This is a genomic window from Massilioclostridium coli (genome assembly GCF_900095865.1).
Classification (GTDB): domain Bacteria; phylum Bacillota; class Clostridia; order Oscillospirales; family Ruminococcaceae; genus Massilioclostridium; species Massilioclostridium facile.
Genome location: NZ_FMIZ01000006.1, coordinates 48,040 through 68,821, shown reverse-complemented (window position 1 = coordinate 68,821; position 20,782 = coordinate 48,040). Strand labels below are relative to the sequence as shown.

General features: G+C 41.0%; 19 protein-coding genes. All 19 read left to right on the top strand.

Annotated elements, in window-relative coordinates:
• Complete coding sequence (locus BQ2683_RS02685) at positions 1-519, top strand: hypothetical protein (protein ID WP_069987225.1); 519 nt, start codon at positions 1-3, stop codon at positions 517-519.
• Positions 520-786: 267 nt separating this feature from the next.
• Entirely contained in the window at positions 787-1,311 is a 525-nt protein-coding gene (gene infC / locus BQ2683_RS02680; RefSeq protein WP_069987224.1) for a translation initiation factor IF-3, read from the top strand.
• Positions 1,312-1,330: 19 nt separating this feature from the next.
• On the top strand, positions 1,331-1,528 hold the full coding sequence (gene rpmI / locus BQ2683_RS02675) for a 50S ribosomal protein L35 (protein WP_069987223.1): 198 nt from the start codon (positions 1,331-1,333) through the stop codon (positions 1,526-1,528).
• A gap of 65 nt (positions 1,529-1,593) precedes the next feature.
• The gene (gene rplT, locus BQ2683_RS02670) at positions 1,594-1,947 is read left to right on the top strand and encodes a 50S ribosomal protein L20 (protein ID WP_069987222.1); all 354 of its coding nucleotides are present in this window, start codon (positions 1,594-1,596) and stop codon (positions 1,945-1,947) included.
• 137 nt (positions 1,948-2,084) lie between these two features.
• Positions 2,085-2,870 carry a TrmH family RNA methyltransferase gene (locus BQ2683_RS02665; protein ID WP_069987221.1) on the top strand — a complete coding sequence of 262 codons (786 nt, stop codon included), beginning with the start codon at positions 2,085-2,087 and terminating at the stop codon, positions 2,868-2,870.
• Positions 2,871-2,874: 4 nt separating this feature from the next.
• Positions 2,875-4,005, top strand: a complete 1,131-nt coding sequence (gene dprA, locus BQ2683_RS02660) for a DNA-processing protein DprA (RefSeq protein WP_069987220.1) — start codon at positions 2,875-2,877, stop codon at positions 4,003-4,005.
• A gap of 43 nt (positions 4,006-4,048) precedes the next feature.
• Positions 4,049-6,130 carry a type I DNA topoisomerase gene (topA, locus tag BQ2683_RS02655; protein WP_069987219.1) on the top strand — a complete coding sequence of 694 codons (2,082 nt, stop codon included), beginning with the start codon at positions 4,049-4,051 and terminating at the stop codon, positions 6,128-6,130.
• Positions 6,127-7,437 (top strand): methylenetetrahydrofolate--tRNA-(uracil(54)-C(5))-methyltransferase (FADH(2)-oxidizing) TrmFO, encoded by a 1,311-nt coding sequence (gene trmFO, locus BQ2683_RS02650; RefSeq protein ID WP_069987218.1) that lies wholly within the window; start codon positions 6,127-6,129, stop codon positions 7,435-7,437. Before topA ends, trmFO begins: the two co-directional genes overlap by 4 nt.
• Complete coding sequence (gene plsX / locus BQ2683_RS02645) at positions 7,434-8,417, top strand: phosphate acyltransferase PlsX (RefSeq protein WP_069987217.1); 984 nt, start codon at positions 7,434-7,436, stop codon at positions 8,415-8,417. Before trmFO ends, plsX begins: the two co-directional genes overlap by 4 nt.
• 29 nt (positions 8,418-8,446) lie before the next feature.
• Positions 8,447-9,130: a ribonuclease III gene (gene rnc / locus BQ2683_RS02640; RefSeq protein ID WP_069987980.1), complete on the top strand. Its 684-nt coding sequence runs from the start codon at positions 8,447-8,449 to the stop codon at positions 9,128-9,130.
• Positions 9,117-10,130, top strand: a complete 1,014-nt coding sequence (locus tag BQ2683_RS02635; protein ID WP_069987216.1) for an elongator complex protein 3 — start codon at positions 9,117-9,119, stop codon at positions 10,128-10,130. Before rnc ends, BQ2683_RS02635 begins: the two co-directional genes overlap by 14 nt.
• Positions 10,121-13,693 carry a chromosome segregation protein SMC gene (smc, locus tag BQ2683_RS02630; protein ID WP_069987215.1) on the top strand — a complete coding sequence of 1,191 codons (3,573 nt, stop codon included), beginning with the start codon at positions 10,121-10,123 and terminating at the stop codon, positions 13,691-13,693. The genes BQ2683_RS02635 and smc overlap by 10 nt, the downstream gene beginning before the upstream one ends.
• A 13-nt stretch (positions 13,694-13,706) precedes the next feature.
• A complete protein-coding gene (gene ftsY, locus BQ2683_RS02625; RefSeq protein WP_069987214.1) occupies positions 13,707-14,615 on the top strand; it encodes a signal recognition particle-docking protein FtsY in 909 nt (302 codons plus the stop codon).
• Positions 14,616-14,626: 11 nt separating this feature from the next.
• Entirely contained in the window at positions 14,627-15,229 is a 603-nt protein-coding gene (rdgB, locus tag BQ2683_RS02620) for an RdgB/HAM1 family non-canonical purine NTP pyrophosphatase (RefSeq protein ID WP_069987213.1), read from the top strand.
• Positions 15,216-15,503 carry a YhbY family RNA-binding protein gene (locus BQ2683_RS02615; protein ID WP_069987212.1) on the top strand — a complete coding sequence of 96 codons (288 nt, stop codon included), beginning with the start codon at positions 15,216-15,218 and terminating at the stop codon, positions 15,501-15,503. Before rdgB ends, BQ2683_RS02615 begins: the two co-directional genes overlap by 14 nt.
• A complete protein-coding gene (nadD, locus tag BQ2683_RS02610; protein ID WP_069987211.1) occupies positions 15,503-16,678 on the top strand; it encodes a nicotinate (nicotinamide) nucleotide adenylyltransferase in 1,176 nt (391 codons plus the stop codon). Before BQ2683_RS02615 ends, nadD begins: the two co-directional genes overlap by 1 nt.
• On the top strand, positions 16,678-17,832 hold the full coding sequence (locus BQ2683_RS02605; RefSeq protein ID WP_069987210.1) for an LCP family protein: 1,155 nt from the start codon (positions 16,678-16,680) through the stop codon (positions 17,830-17,832). Before nadD ends, BQ2683_RS02605 begins: the two co-directional genes overlap by 1 nt.
• Complete coding sequence (rsfS, locus tag BQ2683_RS02600) at positions 17,829-18,194, top strand: ribosome silencing factor (RefSeq protein ID WP_069987209.1); 366 nt, start codon at positions 17,829-17,831, stop codon at positions 18,192-18,194. The genes BQ2683_RS02605 and rsfS overlap by 4 nt, the downstream gene beginning before the upstream one ends.
• A gap of 48 nt (positions 18,195-18,242) precedes the next feature.
• Positions 18,243-20,648 (top strand): leucine--tRNA ligase, encoded by a 2,406-nt coding sequence (gene leuS / locus BQ2683_RS02595; RefSeq protein ID WP_069987208.1) that lies wholly within the window; start codon positions 18,243-18,245, stop codon positions 20,646-20,648.
• Positions 20,649-20,782: the final 134 nt, after the last annotated feature.

The window sequence follows — 20,782 nt, the reverse complement described above, 5'->3', positions numbered from 1 at the left end:
ATGGCTTCGTACGAAAAATTACATGATATATTGGACCACGTGGAATTAGAAGATGAGGATTTACTGACACATGTGGAAGAAGAAACAGAATCCATGCTGGAACCCTCCGATGATTTGTTTTACCAAGAAGAGTTAGAGGATTTGGGAACAGGGATTATTGTTGAGTCGATGCAGAGCCAACCTTCTACAAAGCAGCAATCCAGTACGTTGCAGGATGCAGAATCCATGGTAACTGCAATTGCAGGGGATGGCATGCCAGATTTTAACCATTATGAATCCGATATCACTCCCAAAGTAAAAGGTAGGACGGTAGTCCTGCTTTGGGGTTTGACAGTGATAGTTTTTATACTTATTTGTCTTTTTGTAGCTTGGATACAGCCGGTGGGTGCCATTGGAGCATTTTTGGGAATGAATTTGGTTTTCAACTTGCCGTGTTTGATTGCAGCAATCACTCAGACAAGGCGGTATAAGGAGTATAGAATGGTGCAGAAATGGAAAGAAGAAAAAAAGAAAAAATAAGGGGTTGACAGAGCTGCTGCTTTCTGGTAAACTATATGAGAAAACAAAGTAGAACACACCGTTCTCACCCTGTTGCAAAGGTATTCAGGGTCAATACATTCCCCCTTTTCTGGATGGAAAAAGGTTATTTTGTATTGAAAGCGTAGACGGTTGTCTGCGCTTTGTTTGGTTTTAAAAGAAATAGTATGGAAAACAATACTATTTATCTTATCCATGTACACCTATGAGTGTAACACAATAAAAAATTTCTATATGGGTCGGAGGTGCTTGACCATTAGCAACAAAGAACTGCTCATTAACGAGGAGATCCGCGACAAAGAAGTGCGCGTAATCAATGACGATGGGAGCCAGCTTGGCGTACTAACCGTAAAAGAAGCTCTGGAAATCGCCTATTCCAAAGATTTGGATTTAGTAAAAATTGCCCCTCAGGGGAATCCGCCAGTTTGCCGTATTATGAACTATGGTAAATATAAGTTTGAACAGGCAAAACGGGAGAAGGAAGCCAAAAAGAACCAAAAGACAATCGAAGTAAAAGAAGTTAGAATGTCTTTGAATATTGATACCCACGATTTTAATACAAAAGTAAATAACGCGATTAAGTTTTTAAAATCTGGGAATAAGGTAAAGGTTTCTGTAAGATTCCGCGGCCGTGAAATGGCGCATACCAACTTGGGTAACGATTTGCTGGATCGTTTTAAAGATGCTTGTGAAGAGTATGGTTCTGTTGACAAGATGCCTAAAATGGAAGGCAGAAGTATGGTCATGTTCATTTCTTCCAAACCCAAGAAATAATTTATAGGAGGAACAAACAATGCCAAAGCAAAAAACGCACAGTGGAGCAAAAAAACGTTTTAACCTCACCAAAAACGGTAAAGTAAAACGCGCTCATGCTTTTAAATCCCACATTTTGAACAAAAAGTCTACAAAACGCAAAAGAGGCTTGAGAAAAGGCACATACGCTGATGTATCCAATGCACCAGTAATCAAAAAACTCATCCCTTATAAATAAGAAATTTACTGCCATCCCCGATTTTATGTGGGATGTAACATCATAAATGTTGGAGGTTGTATACTATGGCTCGTGTAAAAAGAGCGATGATGACTCGTAAGAGAAGAAAAAAAGTCCTCAAATTAGCAAAAGGCTATTTTGGTGGTAAGAGTAAATTATTCCGTACAGCAAAAGAAGCTGTTATGAAATCCGGCCAATACGCTTATATTGGACGTAGACAGAAAAAACGTGACTTCAGACGTCTGTGGATTACAAGAATTTCTGCTGGCTGCAAAATGAACGGCATGAACTATTCTACATTCATGAATGGCCTGAAAAAAGCAGGCATCACATTAAACCGTAAAATGTTGTCTGAGATTGCAATCAACGATCCTGCTGCATTTACTACTTTGTGTGAGAAAGCAAAAGCTGCTTTATAATTGTAAGAAAAACGCCCTTTTGTTATTCTTGTCAAAGAATGGCATAGGGCATTTTTAATTCTAGAAGAGGTAGACAACCTTGCCTGATCTTATGATCGGACAAGGTTGTCTGCTCCTGCTGAAAAGGAGGGTTCTTATTGGTCATTACAAGCCGGGAGAATGAATTAGTCAAACAATATTGTAAAATTTCTTCTCAAAAAAAATATCGGGAACATACTGGATTGTTTTGTCTGGAGGGTGTCCGTTTAGTATGCGATGCCATAAAAAGTGGTGTGGTTCCAGAAAAAATTTTAATTACGGAAAAATGTTTACAAAAATATCATGATGAGCTCGGAAATTTATTGAAAACCCATGATATGATAATGATATCGGATGCGGTAGCGCAAAAAATGGCTAGTGTTGAACATACCCAGGGTGTCTTTGCGTTGGTCAAAATGCTTGACAAAACGCTGGACATTGATACAATAAGGAAAGGTGGCCAATTTCTCTGCCTATGCCAGTTACAAGATCCAGGTAACTTAGGAACGATTATTCGGACAGCGGAAGCCTTTGGAATCAATGGGATGATTTTGCATCAAACCTGTGACCTTTATAGTCCAAAAGTGGTGCGTTCTACCATGGGTTCTTTATTCAGGATGCCATTTATGGTTTGCCCTGACTTGATTTCTTTTACAAAGGAATTACAGCAAAATAGAGTAAAAACATTTGCAACCGTGGTGAATCCGAAAGCCAATTCTCTGGTAAACTGTGATTTTTCAGGAGCCTCTGTTTTGTATATTGGAAATGAAGGCAATGGTTTGCCAGAACAGATTGTAGCTGCATGTGATTTCCCAGTGACCATTCAGATGAAAGGAAATGCGGAGTCTTTGAATGCAGCAGTAGCCGCTCAGATTTGTATGTGGGAGATGACGAAAGAAGGATAAAAGAATGGAAGAATTGCTGACTTGGATTTGGTTTGCAGAATGTTTTCCATATGGCAGTATCAAACCGGTACAGGTATTATCCCAATTTCCTGATTTGGAAGAATTTTATCAAAATAGGAAAGAATGGAGCAGGGAGCTTTCTTTTTTGACCTCTGCGGACCGAAAACGGATACTTGCCTACCAAAGGGAGGAGTATCTTCCTTTAGTGGAGGAATGCCACCGGAAAAAGATTCATATTGTAACATATCAGGAGGAAGCATATCCAGTCCGTCTAAAACATATGGATGATCCCCCAATGGTGCTATACTATTGTGGTAATTTGGATTGCCTTAGAAAAAAATTGTGTATTTCCATTGTAGGGACCAGGAAGTGTTCTACCTATTCCCAAAAGGTTGCGATGGTGTTGTCTAGAGATTTATCTTTACACGGTACTGTGGTGATCAGTGGCTGTGCTATTGGGATCGACAGTTGCGCCCACCGTGGTGCATTAGAGGGAAACAGCCCCACTGTAGCTGTATTAGGAACGCCATTGGATGTGGATTATCCTGCCTCCAACCATGGGTTGAAACAAAAAATCCTGTCCCAGAGTGGGCTTTTACTTTCAGAATATCCTCCTGGTACGCCGGTACAGAAAAACCTGTTTCCCATCCGGAACCGATTGATTTCCGGCTTGTCCGACGGTACAGTGATTGTAGAGGCAGCAGAAAAAAGTGGTTCTTTACACACTGCAAATAGCGCGATAGAACAAGGAAAAGAATTGTTTTGCGTACCTCCAGCAGATTTATTTGATTCAAGGTATTATGGGGTAAAAAAATTGATTCGGGATGGTGCGACTGTTGTTTTTTCTTCTTGGGATATTGTAGAAGCATTTCGGTTTTCTCCTCCAGTACAGGAGTTTACCCAGCTGGATTTTAATACAGTTTCCATCAAAAACTTTACACCGCAACAACCAGAAGGTTTAACAGATGAGGAGCTACAAATCTGGAAAAGTTTAAAAGAACAACCTATAACAGTAACAGAATTAGCACAAAAAGCGAACCTACCCATCTATCAGTTAATGTCCTCGCTGACAAAATTAGAACTGTCAGGTATGATTCAAAAGGTAGAGGGAAATAAATATGAAATAAAACGATGATCCATTGGGATTATTTTAAGATAGAGTATTAGGAGGAAATAAATTGTCTAAATTGGTAATTGTGGAATCTCCGGCAAAAGCGAAAACAATTAAAAAGTATTTGGGGAGGGGTTATGACGTGGTTGCTTCTGTTGGCCATGTTCGTGACCTTCCAAAATCCAAAATGGGGATTGATATTGAAAATAATTTTGAACCGCAGTATATCAATATTAAAGGAAAAGGCCCATTAATTAAAGAACTAAAAAAAGCGGCGGCAAAATCAGATAAAGTGTACCTTGCAACTGACCCTGACCGGGAAGGAGAGGCAATTTCTTGGCATCTTGCCTATATTTTAGGGTTGGATTTAAAAGATGAAAACCGTGTTACTTTTAATGAGATTACTAAAACTGGAGTAAAATCTGGGATGTCTCATCCTCGTGCTATTAACATTGATTTGGTGGACGCACAGCAAGCTCGCCGTGTGTTAGATCGCCTTGTAGGCTATAAACTCAGCCCATTTTTATGGAAAAAAATTAAACCAGGTCTTTCCGCTGGACGTGTACAGTCTGTAGCAGTCCGCTTGATTGTAGACCGAGAAGCAGAGATCAAAGCGTTTGTTCCAAAAGAGTACTGGAGTATTGACGCAGTATTCCATAAAGAAGGAAATCCAAAAACGTTTAGTGCGAAACTGCACAGCAAAAATGGCGAGAAATTAGAAATTGTAAACAAAGAACAGTCCGATCAGATTTTAGCGGATTTGGATGGTGCTTCTTATATTGTTGGGGATGTGAAAAAGGGTACCCGGCAGAAATCTCCGTCTGCTCCGTTTACCACTTCCACCATGCAACAGGAAGCTTCCCGGAAACTTGGATTCCAGGCTTACCGCACCATGAAAGCCGCTCAGGAACTTTATGAAGGTGTCACAGTGGAAGGCTTAGGAGCTGTTGGTCTGATTACTTATATGAGAACAGATTCTACAAGGATTTCTGATGAGGCAAAACAGGCGGCTGCGGAGTTTATCACCAGCCGTTATGGGGAGAAATATTTGCCAGAAAAGCCACGGGTTTATAAAAGTAAATCCAGTTCCCAGGATGGGCATGAGGCAATCCGTCCAACCATGCCAAACGTTGTCCCACAGGATATTAAAGCGAGCTTGACATCGGACCAGTATAAACTGTATAAGCTGGTTTGGGAACGTTTTATCGCCAGCCAGATGGCAAATGCTATTTTAGATACTGTATCTGCTGATATTAACGCAAAAGAATATACCTTTAAAGCGTCTGGATATACCGTAAGGTTTCCAGGTTATACGGTGTTGTACGAAGAAAGCAAAGATGAGGAAACTGAAAAACAGGGCAGTTTACCAGATTTGAAAAAACAAGATCCTGTACAGCTGGACTCTTTGTCTGGAAACCAGCACTTTACCCAACCTCCTGCACGATATACCGAAGCTTCTTTAATTAAATCTCTAGAAGAATTAGGAATTGGACGTCCAAGTACTTATGCTCCAACCATTACTACTATTGTGATGAGGAATTATGTGGAACGGGATAACAAACAGTTAAAACCCACCTTTTTAGGGGAAGTGACCACCCAGTTGATGAAAGACCATTTTTCTAATATTGTGGATGTGGATTTTACTGCGAATATGGAAGAAGATTTGGACGAAATTGAGGAAGGAAAACATCCTTGGAAGGACACCATTGTGAATTTCTATGGTGGTTTTGAAAAGAATCTGGAGAAAGCCGAAAAGGCAATGGAAGGTCAGAGAATCCATATTCCAGATGAGCCAACCGATGAGGTATGTGAAAAGTGTGGAAAACCGATGGTCATCAAAATGGGGCGTTTTGGCAAGTTTATGGCTTGCAGCGGCTACCCGGATTGTAAAAACACCAAAAAGATTGTTGTCACCACACCGGGAATCTGCCCAACTTGTGGTGGAAAAATCCTTCAGAAAAAATCCGCAAAAGGGAAAATTTATTATGGTTGTGAACACAATCCAGAATGTGGTTTTATGAGTTGGGATGAACCGGTAAAAGATGTTTGTCCAAAGTGTGGTAAAACAATGTTTAAGAAAAAAGGTAAATCTGGAAAGATTTACTGTGCAACCGAAAACTGTGGCTATGTGAAAGGGAAAGAGGAATGAATCCAGTTTCCGTAATTGGCGCAGGATTAGCAGGCTGTGAGGCTGCTTGGCAGTTGGCGCAGGCTGGTATCCCTGTAAATTTATATGAAATGAAGCCGGAACGCTATACCCCGGCACATAAATATCAGGGCTTTGCAGAATTGGTTTGTTCCAATTCCTTAAAAGCCGCTAGAATTGGTTCCGCTGCTGGAATGTTGAAAGAAGAAATGCGGATTTTAGGTTCATTGACCATGGCATGCGCAGCAAAATCTTCGGTTGGCGCTGGCGGTGCGTTAGCAGTAGACCGAAAATTATTTTCTGATTTGGTGACTGAACAGATTACTTCCCATCCCAATATTCAAGTCATTACAGGGGAAGTAACCCAAATACCAGAAGGATATGTGATCATTGCCACAGGACCATTGACATCCGATGATTTTGCGGATTGTATTTTTCAACTAGTTGGAGGAAAGCGGTTGAGTTTTTACGATGCCGCTGCTCCAATTGTAACCGTGGAAAGCATTGATATGGAAAAAGCTTACTTTGCTGCCCGATATGGGAGAGGGGATGCGGATTATATCAATTGCGGTATGAATGAACAGGAATATAAAGCATTCTATCAAGAATTAATCCACGGGGAAGTTGCTCCGTTGCATGAGTTTGACCGACGGGATTTTAAAGTATACGAAGGATGTATGCCAGTAGAAGTGATGGCAAAGCGTGGGGAGAATACCCTGCGTTTTGGTCCATTAAAACCGGTAGGATTGAATCATCCAGAAACTGGACAAAAATACTATGCTGTTTTGCAACTGAGGAAAGAAAATACCCAGGGTAGTATGTATAATCTGGTTGGATTCCAGACGAACCTGAAGTTTGGGGAACAAAAGCGTATTTTTTCTATGATACCCGGTTTGGAAAACGCGGAGTTTGTTCGGTATGGGGTAATGCACCGGAATACCTTTTTGGATAGTCCCCGACTATTGGACAACCATTTTCGTTTGAAGCAGAATCCACGTATTTTATTTGCAGGGCAGATTACCGGTGTAGAAGGCTATGTGGAATCTGCTGCGTCCGGTATTTACGCAGGACTTACCTTGGCGAACCAGCTGAACCACAAGTCGGAAATTACTCTGCCTCAGGATACCATGTTAGGGGCGTTATCCGCCTATATCAGTAATCCTATGGTAGAGGACTTTCAACCAATGGGGGCAAATATGGGAATTTTACCACCATTAACGGAAAGAATTAAAAATAAGCAGTTGCGGTATGAAACAATTGCAGCAAGAGGCTTAGAATCTTTACATAGATGTTTGGAGGAATCAGTTTGAGAGTAATTGTAGACGCGTTTGGAGGAGATGATGCTCCATTAGCAGTGCTGCAGGGATGTGAACTGGCACTGAAAGAATATGATGGAGTAGAGATTACATTGGTGGGAGATATTCCTACTATGAAAAAAGTGGCTTCTGAACATCAAATTGATCTATCGCAAATGGAACTAATCCAAGCGGATGATATTTTTGATATCCATACTGATCCAGTTGAAATCCGCCGTTCCATGTCTAATAGTTCTATGGCAGTTGGCTTAAAAGAACTGGCAGCAGGTAATGGAGATGCCTTTTTAAGCGCAGGAAGTACAGGGGCTTTATTGGTAGGAGCCACCGCTTTTGTCAAACGGATTAAAGGGGTAAAACGTGCAGCTTTGGCGCCGATTATGCCCTCTGCTACTGGTTGTTTTATGCTGATTGATGGCGGAGCAAATTTGGACTGTCGTCCAGAGATGTTGCAACAGTTCGGACTAATGGGTTCTATTTATATCAATAAAATTATGGAAGTACCTTCCCCTAGGGTCGGCCTTGCTAATATTGGCGCTGAGGAAACCAAAGGTGGGGAATTGCAGCTAGAAGCGTACCAATTGTTAAAACAAAGCAATATCAACTTTATTGGCAATGTAGAAGCAAGGGACATTCCTTTGGGTGCTTGTGATGTTGTGGTAGCAGATGGTTTTGCTGGAAATATGATTTTAAAATCAGTAGAAGGCATGGGTGCGTTGATGATTAAAGAGCTAAAGGATATGTTTTTTGCTTCTACCAAAACAAAAATAGCGGCATTATTATTAAAAGCTCAATTAAAGCAGTTTAAAAAGCGAATGGATTACACAGAATATGGTGGGGCGCCTTTGATGGGAATTGCGAAACCTGTGATTAAAGCCCATGGCAGTTCCAACCCAAATGCATTTAAAAATGCTATCCGACAGGCAAAAGAATTTGTACAGAAAGAAGTTATTCATGAAATTATAGCCAATTTATAATGGAGGTAAAATCAACATTGGAACATACCATGAAAGATTTTCAACAAATAATTGGATATCAGTTTAAAAAAGAACATTTATTACGGGAGGCTCTAACCCATTCCTCCTATACCAATGAAGGAAGAAAGAGACATAAGAACAACGAACGCCTAGAGTTTTTAGGGGATTCTGTTTTATCCGTTATTGTGGCTAACTATTTATTCCTTCAATTTCCAGATCTTCCAGAAGGAGAACTGACTAAAACCAGGGCTGCTTTGGTTTGCAGCCGAAGTTTGGCAAAATTTGCCCAATCTATCCATTTGGGGGATTATTTGCTCATGGGCTGTGGAGAAGAGAACTCCGGCGGCCGGGAACGGATCTCCAATTTGGAGGATGCTTTTGAAGCCCTGGTTGGAGCGATTTATTTGGATAGTGGCTTGGAACAGGCGAGGGTATTTGTCTTAAAATTTATACCAGACAATTTAGACCCTTCTAAAATCAGGGTAACCAGTGATTTTAAAACGACCCTGCAGGAAATTATCCAAAAAAATCCAGAAGAAAAGCTAACTTATGTGTTGGTAAGCGAGAGTGGTCCTGACCATGATAAATCCTTTGAAGTTGAAGTCCATCTCAATTCCAATATTATTGGAACAGGGATTGGAAAAAGCAAAAAGCAGGCGGAGCAAGCTGCCGCACAAAAGGCGCTGGAATTGATGGGCTATGAAACATGCTAATATTTCGATTTTCGTCCCCCATCTGGGATGTCCTTACCAGTGTAGCTTTTGTGACCAACATGTGATTTCCGCTACCCATGTGGAGCCAGATGGGACAACTGTGCAAAAGGTTTGTGAACAAGCATGTAGGGAAATACCAAAATCCCAGTGGGCAAAGACTGAGATCGCGTTTTTTGGGGGAAGCTTTACGGCCATTCCGCAGCCAAAAATGCTGGCATTATTGCAGGCAGCACAGCCCTTTCTTGGAAAAGATGGTTTTTCTGGAATCCGGATTTCCACCCGTCCAGACTGTGTGCCGGATGATATGTTGCAACTGTTACAGCAATACAGTGTAACAGCAATTGAGTTAGGCGCACAAAGTATGGATGACAACGTGCTGGCACTCAATGGGCGTGGTCATACCGCCCAGCAGGTGCGGGATGCCAGCAGTCGGATTCGTTTTTATGGATTTTCTTTGGGTCTTCAGATGATGGTAGGATTATATGGAGAATCGGAAGAAAGTGCATATAAAACAGCGGAGCAACTCATTGCGTGTAGGCCTGACACAGTTCGGATTTATCCAACAGTGGTATTGCCCAACACCCGTTTGGCGGAATTGTTGCAGCAGGGGAAATACCATCCTTTCTCTCTGGAAAAGGCGGTGGATATCTGTGCTGATTTGTTGGGAATGTTTGAGGACAACCATATCCGTGTTATTCGTCTGGGACTACATGCCCAGGATGAAATGCAACAAAAAATGGTTGGTGGGATATATCATCCTGCTTTCCGAGAATTGTGTGAAAGCAAACGGGTGCTCAAAAAGGTATTGCGCCAATTGGAAACAATGCAATCGAAACAGATTACCATTGAGGTAAACCCTAGATGGGTATCCCAGCTGATTGGACAGAAAAAAAGCAATATACATATTTTAGAGCAGATGGGATATCAAGTTACCGTAGTACAAAATAAACAAATTGCAGGAAATGAGATTATAGTAAAGGATGTGTCGGGTTGCTGTTAAAATCTTTGGAAATGCAAGGCTTTAAGTCGTTTCCAGATAAGACAAAACTGGACTTCCATCAGGGCGTGACTGCGGTTGTAGGCCCAAACGGAAGTGGAAAAAGCAATATCAGTGACGCGGTGCGTTGGGTATTGGGAGAAACCTCCTCGAAAAGCTTGCGTGGCAGCAAAATGGAGGATGTTATTTTTGGCGGTACGCAGGACCGCAAGCCACAGGGATTCGCACAGGTCTCGTTGGCGTTTGATAATACTACCCATCTATTGGATTGGGAAGGGGACGAAGTAGTTGTTACCAGAAAGTATTACCGTTCTGGTGAGAGTGAGTATTTCATTAATGGAAAACCTGTTTTACTAAAAAATATTGTAGAACTTTTTATGGATACTGGACTTGGCAGAGATGGATATTCCATCATTGGACAAGGGCGTATTGATGAAATTGTTTCTGCCCGTTCCGGTGACCGCCGTGAAATTTTTGAGGAAGCGGCTGGAATTACAAAATACCGTTACCGCAAACAGGAATCCGAACGGAAATTGCAAAAGGCAGAAGAAAACTTGGTGCGTTTGAGGGATATTTTAGGGGAATTGGAATCCCGTATTGGACCGTTAAAAGAGCAGTCTGAAAAAGCAAAACAGTTTTTGGAGTTGGCAGACCAGAAAAAAACACTGGAAATCTCTTTATGGGTGCATACATTGGAATCCTCCAAACAAAACCTGCGCCAACAGGAAGATGAGCTATTATTGGCACGCCAAAATTATGATACTGTTGTACGTGAATTGAACACAATCGAAGAACAAACCCAAAAGGTATATGAGCAAATCCAGCAGTTGCAAATGCAAACAGAACAATTACGTTTGCAAAAAGAACAGAATGAACAAACAAGTTCCCAGCGCATTGCCAAAATAGCGGTATTGCACAACGATATTGAACATAACCAGGAGACGATACAACGTTTCCAAGAGGAAATTCGGGCGTTTTCCGCAACATCGGAACAGTTGGAACAACAAAAACTGCAAAAAGCAGAAGAAATCCAAACCTTGCAAACTGCAATGGAAGAACTACAAATAAAGCTGGAGCAATTAGAACAACAGTTATTGCAGTTGTCCCAACAGGGTTCTGATTTTTCTGATTATTACGAGCAATTAAACCAGCGTTTAAACCATTTAGTATTGGAACGCTCTAAAAATAAATTGGGGATTGTTACAAAACAGGACCAGCTTCAACAGCAGTATCATCAACAGGAATTATTACAACAGAACTATTCTCGTGGACAGTCTGAAGCCAATGCCAATCAGGAAGAACTGATGGAAGTAAAACAGCTGTTGGAACAGTTGGAAGAAAACCGAGGTAGTTTGTCCAATTCCAAACAAGGATACCAGTTAAAACTGGAAAGCCGTAAGAAAAAACAGCAGGAATTAAACGATTATCTCGACAGGCTGAATACAGAGATATCTAGCTATCAACAGCGGATTAAAATCCTTTCTGATTTGGAAAATAGCTTAGAAGGATTTGCCTACAGTGTAAAAACAATTATGAAGGAAAGCCAACATGGGCAGCTCCCTGGAATTCATGGGACAATTGCCCAGTTGATTGAGCTTCCTTCTAAATACGCCATTGCGATCGAAACCGCTTTGGGCGGTTCGTTGCAACATGTTGTTGTGGAAAATGAAAACGCGGCAAAACGGGCAATCCGTTTTTTAAAGGAAAAAAAAGCGGGGCGTGCAACCTTTTTACCATTGACATCAATAAGAGGCAACAAGTTACAGCAGAATTTACAGAATGAAGAGGGATATTTGGGGCTTGCTTCGGATTTGGTCCATTATGACCCTGCTTATGAACAGATTATCTTAAATGCGTTAGGACGCACTGTTGTGGTAGAGGATTTGGATGACGCCACAGTAATTGCGAAGAAATACCAATATAAATTCCGGATTGTCACATTAGATGGACAATTGGTAAACGCAGGCGGTTCATTTACAGGCGGTTCCCAAAACAAAAACGCAGGCTTGCTCAATCGAAAAAATGAAATTTCAGAGCTGCAACAAGGGGTAAAACGTTTGGTTGAAAAACAGGAAAGTTATCAAGGGACCAAACAGCAGTTAGATTCCCAGGTGTCCCAACTGGAAGCACAGCTACAGGGCATTGACAGTGAAATGACCGTCTTGAATGAGGATATGATCCGTTATACTGGGGAGCAAAAACGTCTTTCTCAATTGGAGGAACAACAACAACAGCGTTTGCGGGACATACAATCACAAACTGATCGGTGTGCTTTGGAAATCGAACGTTTCCAGCAGGAAATCAAGCAGGCGGAGCAGGTTGTGGAACAGTCGGAAACCGAGATGAAAGCGGTGGAACAGGAGCTTTCTGGCTTGAAGGAATCCCGTGATGACCTGGTCGGACAACGAAAAGAACTGGATGACCAGATGAACCAATTGCGGATTCAACGTGCGGAACGTGGAAAAGAGCTGGAAAACGCCCAGATGTTTTTGCAGGAGTTGGAAAACCGTTCCCGTTCTGCTCAGGACCGTTTAGGGGATTTAGAGCAAAACATCCAAACCCACCAACAGCAAATCAAACAGTTAGAGCAGCAAATTGTCCTGTTGGAAGAAGAATCCAACAATTTTACAGAACAGCAGGCTATTTTAACCGCTAAAATCGAACAGTCTATTCTGAATAAAAATCAATTGGAACAACAGACAACCGAGTTGCGTCGGAAAGAGCAAGAACAAACCTCTTCCCGTGAAAAAATCGGACAAAATCTAGCACGCTTAGAGGAACGGAAAACTTCTATGCAAAAAGAGTATGATTCGATTATTTCTAGGATGTGGGAGGAATATCAGGTTGCCCCAACAGAAGCACAAGAAATCGCGGTGTCATTTGATGACCCATTCCAATTCCAAAAAGAACTGAATTTGGTAAAATCGAAAATTAAAGGGTTGGGTTCAGTCAATGTTGGCGCGATTGAAGAATATCAGGAAGTATCAGAACGGTATGAATTTATGAACAGCCAAGTTCAGGATGTGGAACATTCCAAACAGGAACTGGAACGTTTAATCCGGGATTTGACTAGCGATATGACCATGATGTTCCGGGCTACCTTTGACCAAATCAACCATCATTTTCGTGAAATTTTTGTAGAATTATTTGGTGGCGGTACAGCTAGTTTAAACCTAGATGATGAGGAAAATATTCTGGAATGTGGGATCGAGATTCAGGTACAACCTCCAGGGAAGATTATTAAAAATCTATCTGCTCTATCCGGTGGTGAAAAGGCGTTGGTAGCGATTGCTATTTACTTTGCCATCCTGAAAGTAAATCCATCTCCATTCTGTATTTTGGATGAGATTGAAGCGGCACTGGATGATGTTAACGTTGCAAAATTTGCGTCCTATTTAAAAACAATAGATGATAAAACCCAATTTATTGTTATTACCCACCGTCGTGGTACTATGGAACAGGCTGATGTTTTATATGGCGTTACCATGCAGGAGCAGGGGGTTTCTAAATTGCTGGAGTTAAAAGTGACAGAGATTGAACAAAAAATGCAGTTGCAGAATGCTTAGGAGGGATATTTCCGTGGGCTTTTTTGATAAGATTAAAAACGGATTAAAAAAGACAAAAGAGAACATGGTAAAACAGATGGAACATGTTTTCCATTCTTTTACCAAGATTGATGAAGAACTATTTGAAGAACTGGAAGAAATTTTGATCATGTCCGATGTTGGGGTAAATACCTCTATGCGGATTTGTGAACAACTCCGCAAAACCGTAAAAGAACGTGGAATAAAAGACCCTGCACAAGTAAGGGAGCTGTTAAAAGAAATTATGATTGATATGCTTTCCGGTGGGGAAGAATTGAATATTTCCACACAGCCATCCATGATATTAGTCATTGGTGTAAACGGGGTAGGCAAAACAACAACGATTGGTAAATTGGCAGCCCATTTAAAATCACAGGGGAAAAAGGTAATTTTAGGTGCAGCAGATACTTTCCGTGCAGCAGCTATCGACCAGTTAGAAATCTGGGCGGAACGCAGTGGGGTGCAAATGGTGCGCCATGATGAAGGATCTGACCCAGCAGCTGTGGTATTTGATACTATTGCAGCAGCGAAAAGCAGAAATATGGATGTTGCCATTTGTGATACTGCTGGGAGGTTGCATAACAAGAAAAATTTGATGAACGAGCTGAACAAAATCTCCCGTGTCATTGAGAGGGAAGCAGAAGGCTGCGATAAAGAAGTATTGCTGGTAGTAGATGCTACTACAGGACAAAATGGTGTCAACCAGGCAAGGGAATTTAAAGAAGCAGCTGGTATCACTGGAATTATTTTGACCAAACTGGATGGTACCGCAAAAGGCGGCGTAGTGATTGCCATCAAAGAAGACCTTGGCTTGCCGATTAAATACATTGGCGTTGGGGAGCAACTGGATGATTTACAGCCGTTTAATCCGACTGATTTTGTTAACGCACTGTTTGAAGAATAGGAGGGCTGGCTGTGAAAGTAATTATTGCAACAGGAAATCCAGGAAAGTTACGGGAATTTTCCCGTATTTTAAACCCATTGGGGTTTGAAGTTTGTTCCCAATCCGAAGCGGGTTTTACCGGTTCGGTAGAAGAAACGGGTACAACTTTTGCAGAAAACGCTTATTTAAAGGCGGACGCTATTTACCAACAATTCCACTGCCCGACCATTGCGGATGATAGCGGATTAGAAGTAACAGCTTTGGATAACCGCCCAGGCGTCTATTCCGCCAGATATTCAGGGGAACACGCTACCGATGAACAGAACAATGATAAATTGTTGGAAGAATTACAGGGAAAATCTAACCGTGAAGCCCAGTATGTCTGCTGCATCTGTTACCTTGACCAACAAGGACAAGCCCATTATTTTACTGGAACCTGTAAGGGAGAAATCGGCTTTGAACGGAAAGGGACGGAAGGATTTGGTTATGATCCTCTGTTTATGATTGGAGACCGTAGCTTCGGCCAATATACGGCGGAAGAAAAAGACGCTATTAGCCACCGTGGTAAAGCATTGCGGGCAATGGCGAAATATATCCAACAAAGTGAAAAGGAGAACCATTATGCTGACAAGTAAACAACGAGCAAAATTACGGGGAATGGCAAACCAGCTGCCAACCTTGTTCCAAATTGGAAAAAACGGTATTACTCCAGAGGTAGTGGCACAAGTAGAAGAAGCGCTATTGCCAAAAGAGCTGATTAAGCTGAGTGTGTTGGAAACTGCCCCTGTCTTTGCCAGGGAAGCGGCACAGCAATTGGCTGAGGCGTTAAATGCGGATGTCGTTCAGGTCATTGGAATGCGGTTTGTGTTATACCGTCCAAATCCAGAGGAGCCGGTGATTGAATTATAATGGCTAAGATTGGAATTTTTGGTGGCACATTTAACCCTGTCCATTTAGGACACCAGCAGATGGTCCAACAAATCAAGGAGAAAAAAGGACTGGACCAAATTTTGGTTATTCCCACTAACCGTCCCCCACATAAAACAGCAGAGGATTTGGTGGATAACCATCATAGGCTTGCTATGTGTCAACTGGTCTTTCCTGAAACAGAAGGCTATACTGTTTCGGATGTGGAGTTTCAACTGGGTGGGCAGAGCTATACCATCCGCACCTTGGAATATTTAAAACGGCAATATCCAAACGACCAGTTGTTTTTAATTGTGGGAAGCGATATGATTCTTACCTTTGACCAGTGGAAGGATTACCAAAAAATATTACAGCAAGTGATTGTTTTCGCTGGAGCTAGAGGAGAAAACGAATACCAAGCCATGCAGCAAAAAGCTAAGGAGTTAATGCGGGTGGCTGGTACTGTAGAAATTATATCCACAGATATATTGCCAATGTCTTCTACAGAAATTCGTAGAAAAATAAAATCAGGAGAATCTTGTGAAAAGTTATTGGACGTAAAAGTTCAGGAGTATATTCAGCATCACCATTTATATCAAACAATATCCTTTCCCGAATTACAGGATATTGTGCAACATGAACTGACGCCGGAGCGTTACCATCATACATTATGTGTTGTAAAAAAAGCAGTAGAGTTGGCGGAAATCCATCATGGCGATAAACAAAAAGCAAAACTGGCTGCATTATTGCATGATGTGATGAAAAATAAGGAACCAAATTATTTATTGCAATATTTTTTAACAAATGGTATAATACTAACTGATATTGAAAGAAATAGTCCTCCATTATGGCATTCCATTGCTGGCGCGGCATATATCCAAACCGAGCTACAAATCCATGATCAGGATGTGATCAATGCGGTGCGTTATCATACTACTGCCCGGAAAGGCATGTCTTTACTGGAAAAAATCATTTATATTGCGGATTGTACCAGTGAAGAACGTAATTATGATGGAGTGGAGGTTCAACGGAAGTTAGCAGAAAAAAATTTGGATTACGCTATACTATACAGTTTAAAATATAATTTGGGGATGCTCATACAAAAGCAGAAGCCACTTCATCCTGACAGTGTACAAGCTTATCATGATTTGATCAAGAAGATACCGGAGGTTTTATAATGGCAAAAGATATTTACAGCAATTCAAGACGTGTAAGAAAACAAGCGGCTTCCCCTACAAAAGGAAAAAAACAATATAAAAAGAAAAGGCGGAAAAGCCCTTTAATCGCAATTTGTATCGTCCTAATTGTGATTTCCGCTTTATCGATTGCGGGGATGGCATTTTGGAATTCCAGCTTGTTTGCCAATAATACGGATACTAATGGAGCAGGATTGGATGATTCCATCAAAAACGTGGAAGAGGATGTTATCAACTTTTTAGTGGTGGGGATTGACCAGGATGATGGACGGGAAACTAACCAATTGACGGATACTATTTTGGTGGTTAGTTTCCATGTAAAAGATAAAAATGTGACGGTATTGCAAATTCCAAGGGATACCTATATTGGAGAAGAATATACTAGTACAGGTAAAATTAATGCCCTATATGCCTCTTCTCATGTTGAGGAATATAAAGGGATTGAGGGGTTAGCACAGTTTATTTATGATAAGCTGAATATCCCAATTGACCATTATGCTACTATTACGATGAAAGGTTTCCGTCAGGTAATTGACCAAATTGGCGGCGTTGAAGTAGATGTTCCAAATCCAATTAATTTGGATGGGGTAGAATTAGACCCTGGTAAACAAGTGCTAAATGGAGACCAGGCAGAAAAATTTGTACGTCAACGACATGGGGAAGGCTATAGTAACGGTGATATTGACCGTTTGGAAATGCAACGTCTGTTTATGGCCTCTTTGGTAAATAAATTGCTTAGTACTAGCAAAACACAGTTAGTTACCATGCTTCCTGGTTTGGCAAAAGAAATGACAACTGATATGACAGTAGGAGATATGGCTTCCATTGGGTCAGAAGTATTGAAATTAAATTCTTCTAATATCACATTTACTATGGTACCAGGGGAAAGCGCTACGGTAAAAACCAGCTCTTATGGCAATCAGTCGGTATATAGTATCCATGCTCAACTGTTGGTAGACTTAATTAACCAGAATTTCCGTTATGGCTTGGCTCCAATTACGGTGGATGATTTGGGACTTGAGGAAATTGCGAATACGGTTAGCTATTTGGATAATGTTGGAGGAAGTGCAAATGAGTTGACCGGAGGAACGGATGATACATCTTCCGGAACTACAGAAGGGGGTAGTGACGAATGACTACTTTAGAATTAGTAAAAAAGGTTGTAAAAACCTTAGATGATAAAAAAGCAGAGGATATTCAGGTAATCCGTGTAGGGGATCTTACAATTTTAGGGGAATACTTTATCATTGCGGATGGTACGAACAGCACCCATGTAAAATCTTTAGTAGACGAAGTAGAATACCAAACCAAACAGGTTGGAAAAACACCAACTCGAATTGAACGGGATACTTCTGCCAACTGGATTATTTTGGATTACACCGATGTAGTAGTACATATGTTCTACAAAGAAGCACGAGAATTTTATGACTTAGAACGTCTCTGGAAAGATGGCGAACAGATTTCTGTATCAGAATTATTAGAAGAAACAAAAGATTGATTAAGAAACATTTGGTTTTTACCAAAATAAATATGGGAGTTGAAAAAATTGACGTACGATTTTGCGAAAATCGAAAAAAAGTGGCAGGATATTTGGGATAAAGAAAATACCTTTGCCGCAAAAAATGACTATTCTTTGAAAAAATATTATGCTCTGGTAGAGTTCCCTTATCCATCTGGACAAGGTCTACATGTAGGGCACCCACGTTCTTACACCGCTTTGGATATTGTTGCGAGAAAACGCCGTTTGGAAGGTTACAATGTGCTGTATCCAATGGGCTGGGATGCTTTTGGTTTGCCAACCGAAAACTTTGCGATTAAAAACCACATCCATCCGGAAATTGTAACAGAAAAAAACGTAGCCCGTTTTAAATCCCAGTTAAAATCTTTGGGATTGTCCTTTGACTGGAACCGGGAAATTAATACAACAGATCCAGGCTATTACCATTGGACCCAGTGGATTTTCCTCCAGCTGTTTAAAAAAGGTTTGGCTTATAAAAAAGAAATGGCTGTTAACTGGTGTACTTCCTGTAAATGCGTGTTGGCGAATGAAGAAGTAGTCAATGGTGTTTGTGAACGCTGTGGCAGTGAAGTGGTACATAAGAAAAAATCTCAGTGGATGTTGAAAATTACCGCTTATGCGGACCGTTTGATTGACGATTTAGACGATGTGGATTATATTAACCCAGTTAAAATTCAGCAACGCAATTGGATTGGGCGTTCCCACGGTGCGGAAGTGACCTTTACCACTACTCAAGGGGATGACCTGGTGATTTATACCACTCGTCCAGATACCTTGTTTGGTGCTACCTATATGGTTATTGCTCCAGAACATCCTATTATTGAAAAATATAAAGATGTCCTCACTAATTATGACGAAGTAAAATCTTATCAGGATGCTGCTGCCAAAAAATCTGATTTTGAACGTGCGGAAGTCAATAAAGATAAAACTGGTGTACAACTACAAGGTGTACGTGCTATCAATCCAGTAAACAATAAAGAAATTCCTATTTTCGTATCTGATTATGTACTGATGAGCTATGGTACTGGTGCAATCATGGCAGTACCTGCCCATGATACCCGTGACTATGAGTTCGCAAAAACCTTTGATCTGCCAATTATTGAAGTAGTCGCTGGTGGTGATATTACCAAAGAAGCCTTTACCGATTGTGCAACTGGCACAATGGTAAACTCCGGTATGTTGGACGGCTTAAGTGTAGAAGAAGCTAAAGTGAAAATTGTGGACTGGTTAAAAGAAAACGGAAAAGGCGAACCAAAAGTAAACTTTAAGCTGCGTGACTGGGTATTTGCCCGTCAGCGTTATTGGGGGGAACCAATTCCGATTGTTCACTGTGAACATTGTGGTGCTGTTCCAATCCCAGAAGACCAATTGCCTTTGAAATTGCCTGAAGTAGAATCTTATGAACCGACTCAAGATGGGGAATCCCCACTGGCAAACCTTCCGGAATTTGTGAATACAACCTGTCCAGTTTGTGGAAGACCTGCAAAACGTGAAACCGATACTATGCCACAGTGGGCTGGTTCTTCCTGGTATTTCCTCCGTTATTGTGATCCACACAATGTCAATGCCTTGGCAGCAAAAGAAGCGTTGGATTACTGGTTGCCGGTTGACTGGTATAATGGTGGTATGGAGCACACTACTTTGCACTTGCTTTATTCCCGTTTCTGGCATAAATTCCTGTATGATATCGGCGTGGTAAGCTGCAAGGAACCATACCAAAAACGTACTAGTCATGGTATGATTTTAGGTGAAAACGGCGAGAAAATGAGTAAATCCCGCGGCAATGTGGTAAATCCAGATGATATTGTGAAAGAATATGGTGCAGACACCATGCGTCTGTATGAAATGTTCATCGGTGATTTTGAAAAGGCAGCTCCATGGAGTTCTGCCAGCATCAAAGGATGTAAACGTTTTCTGGACCGTGTTTGGAACCTACAAAACAGCGTGATTGACCAGGATGGTTATCGCAAAGAAGTAGAAAGTGAAATGCACAAAACCATCAAAAAAGTATCTGAAGATATTGAAAACTTAAAATTCAATACTGCTTTGGCTGCTATGATGTCCTTGTTAAATGTAATTACTGCTACAGATGGCATTACCAAAGGGGAATTAAAAGCATTTTTGATTATGCTGAATCCATTTGCACCTCATATTACAGAGGAAATCTATCAGCAAGTAGGATTTGAAGGAATGTTGAACCAGCAGAGCTGGGTGACTTATGATGAAGCAAAATGTAAAGATTCCCAGGTAGAAATTGCTGTACAGGTAAATGGTAAAATCCGTGATAAGATTGTCATTGATGCGGAATCTTCCAAAGAGGACGCCTTAAACGCTGCAAAATCTTCCGAAAAGGTAGCAGCATCAATGGACGGCAAACAGATTGTAAAAGAAATTTATGTTTCAGGTAAACTAGTAAACATCGTAGTAAAATAATCTGGATAAATTTTGTATCTTTTTTTGTATAAAATGTCAATTGTCAGATTTGAACTTGACTTATTGATGGTAATAAGATATAATATACCTATGCTTTTTATTGGCATGTCTTTCTTGATAAAATAACACCTCTG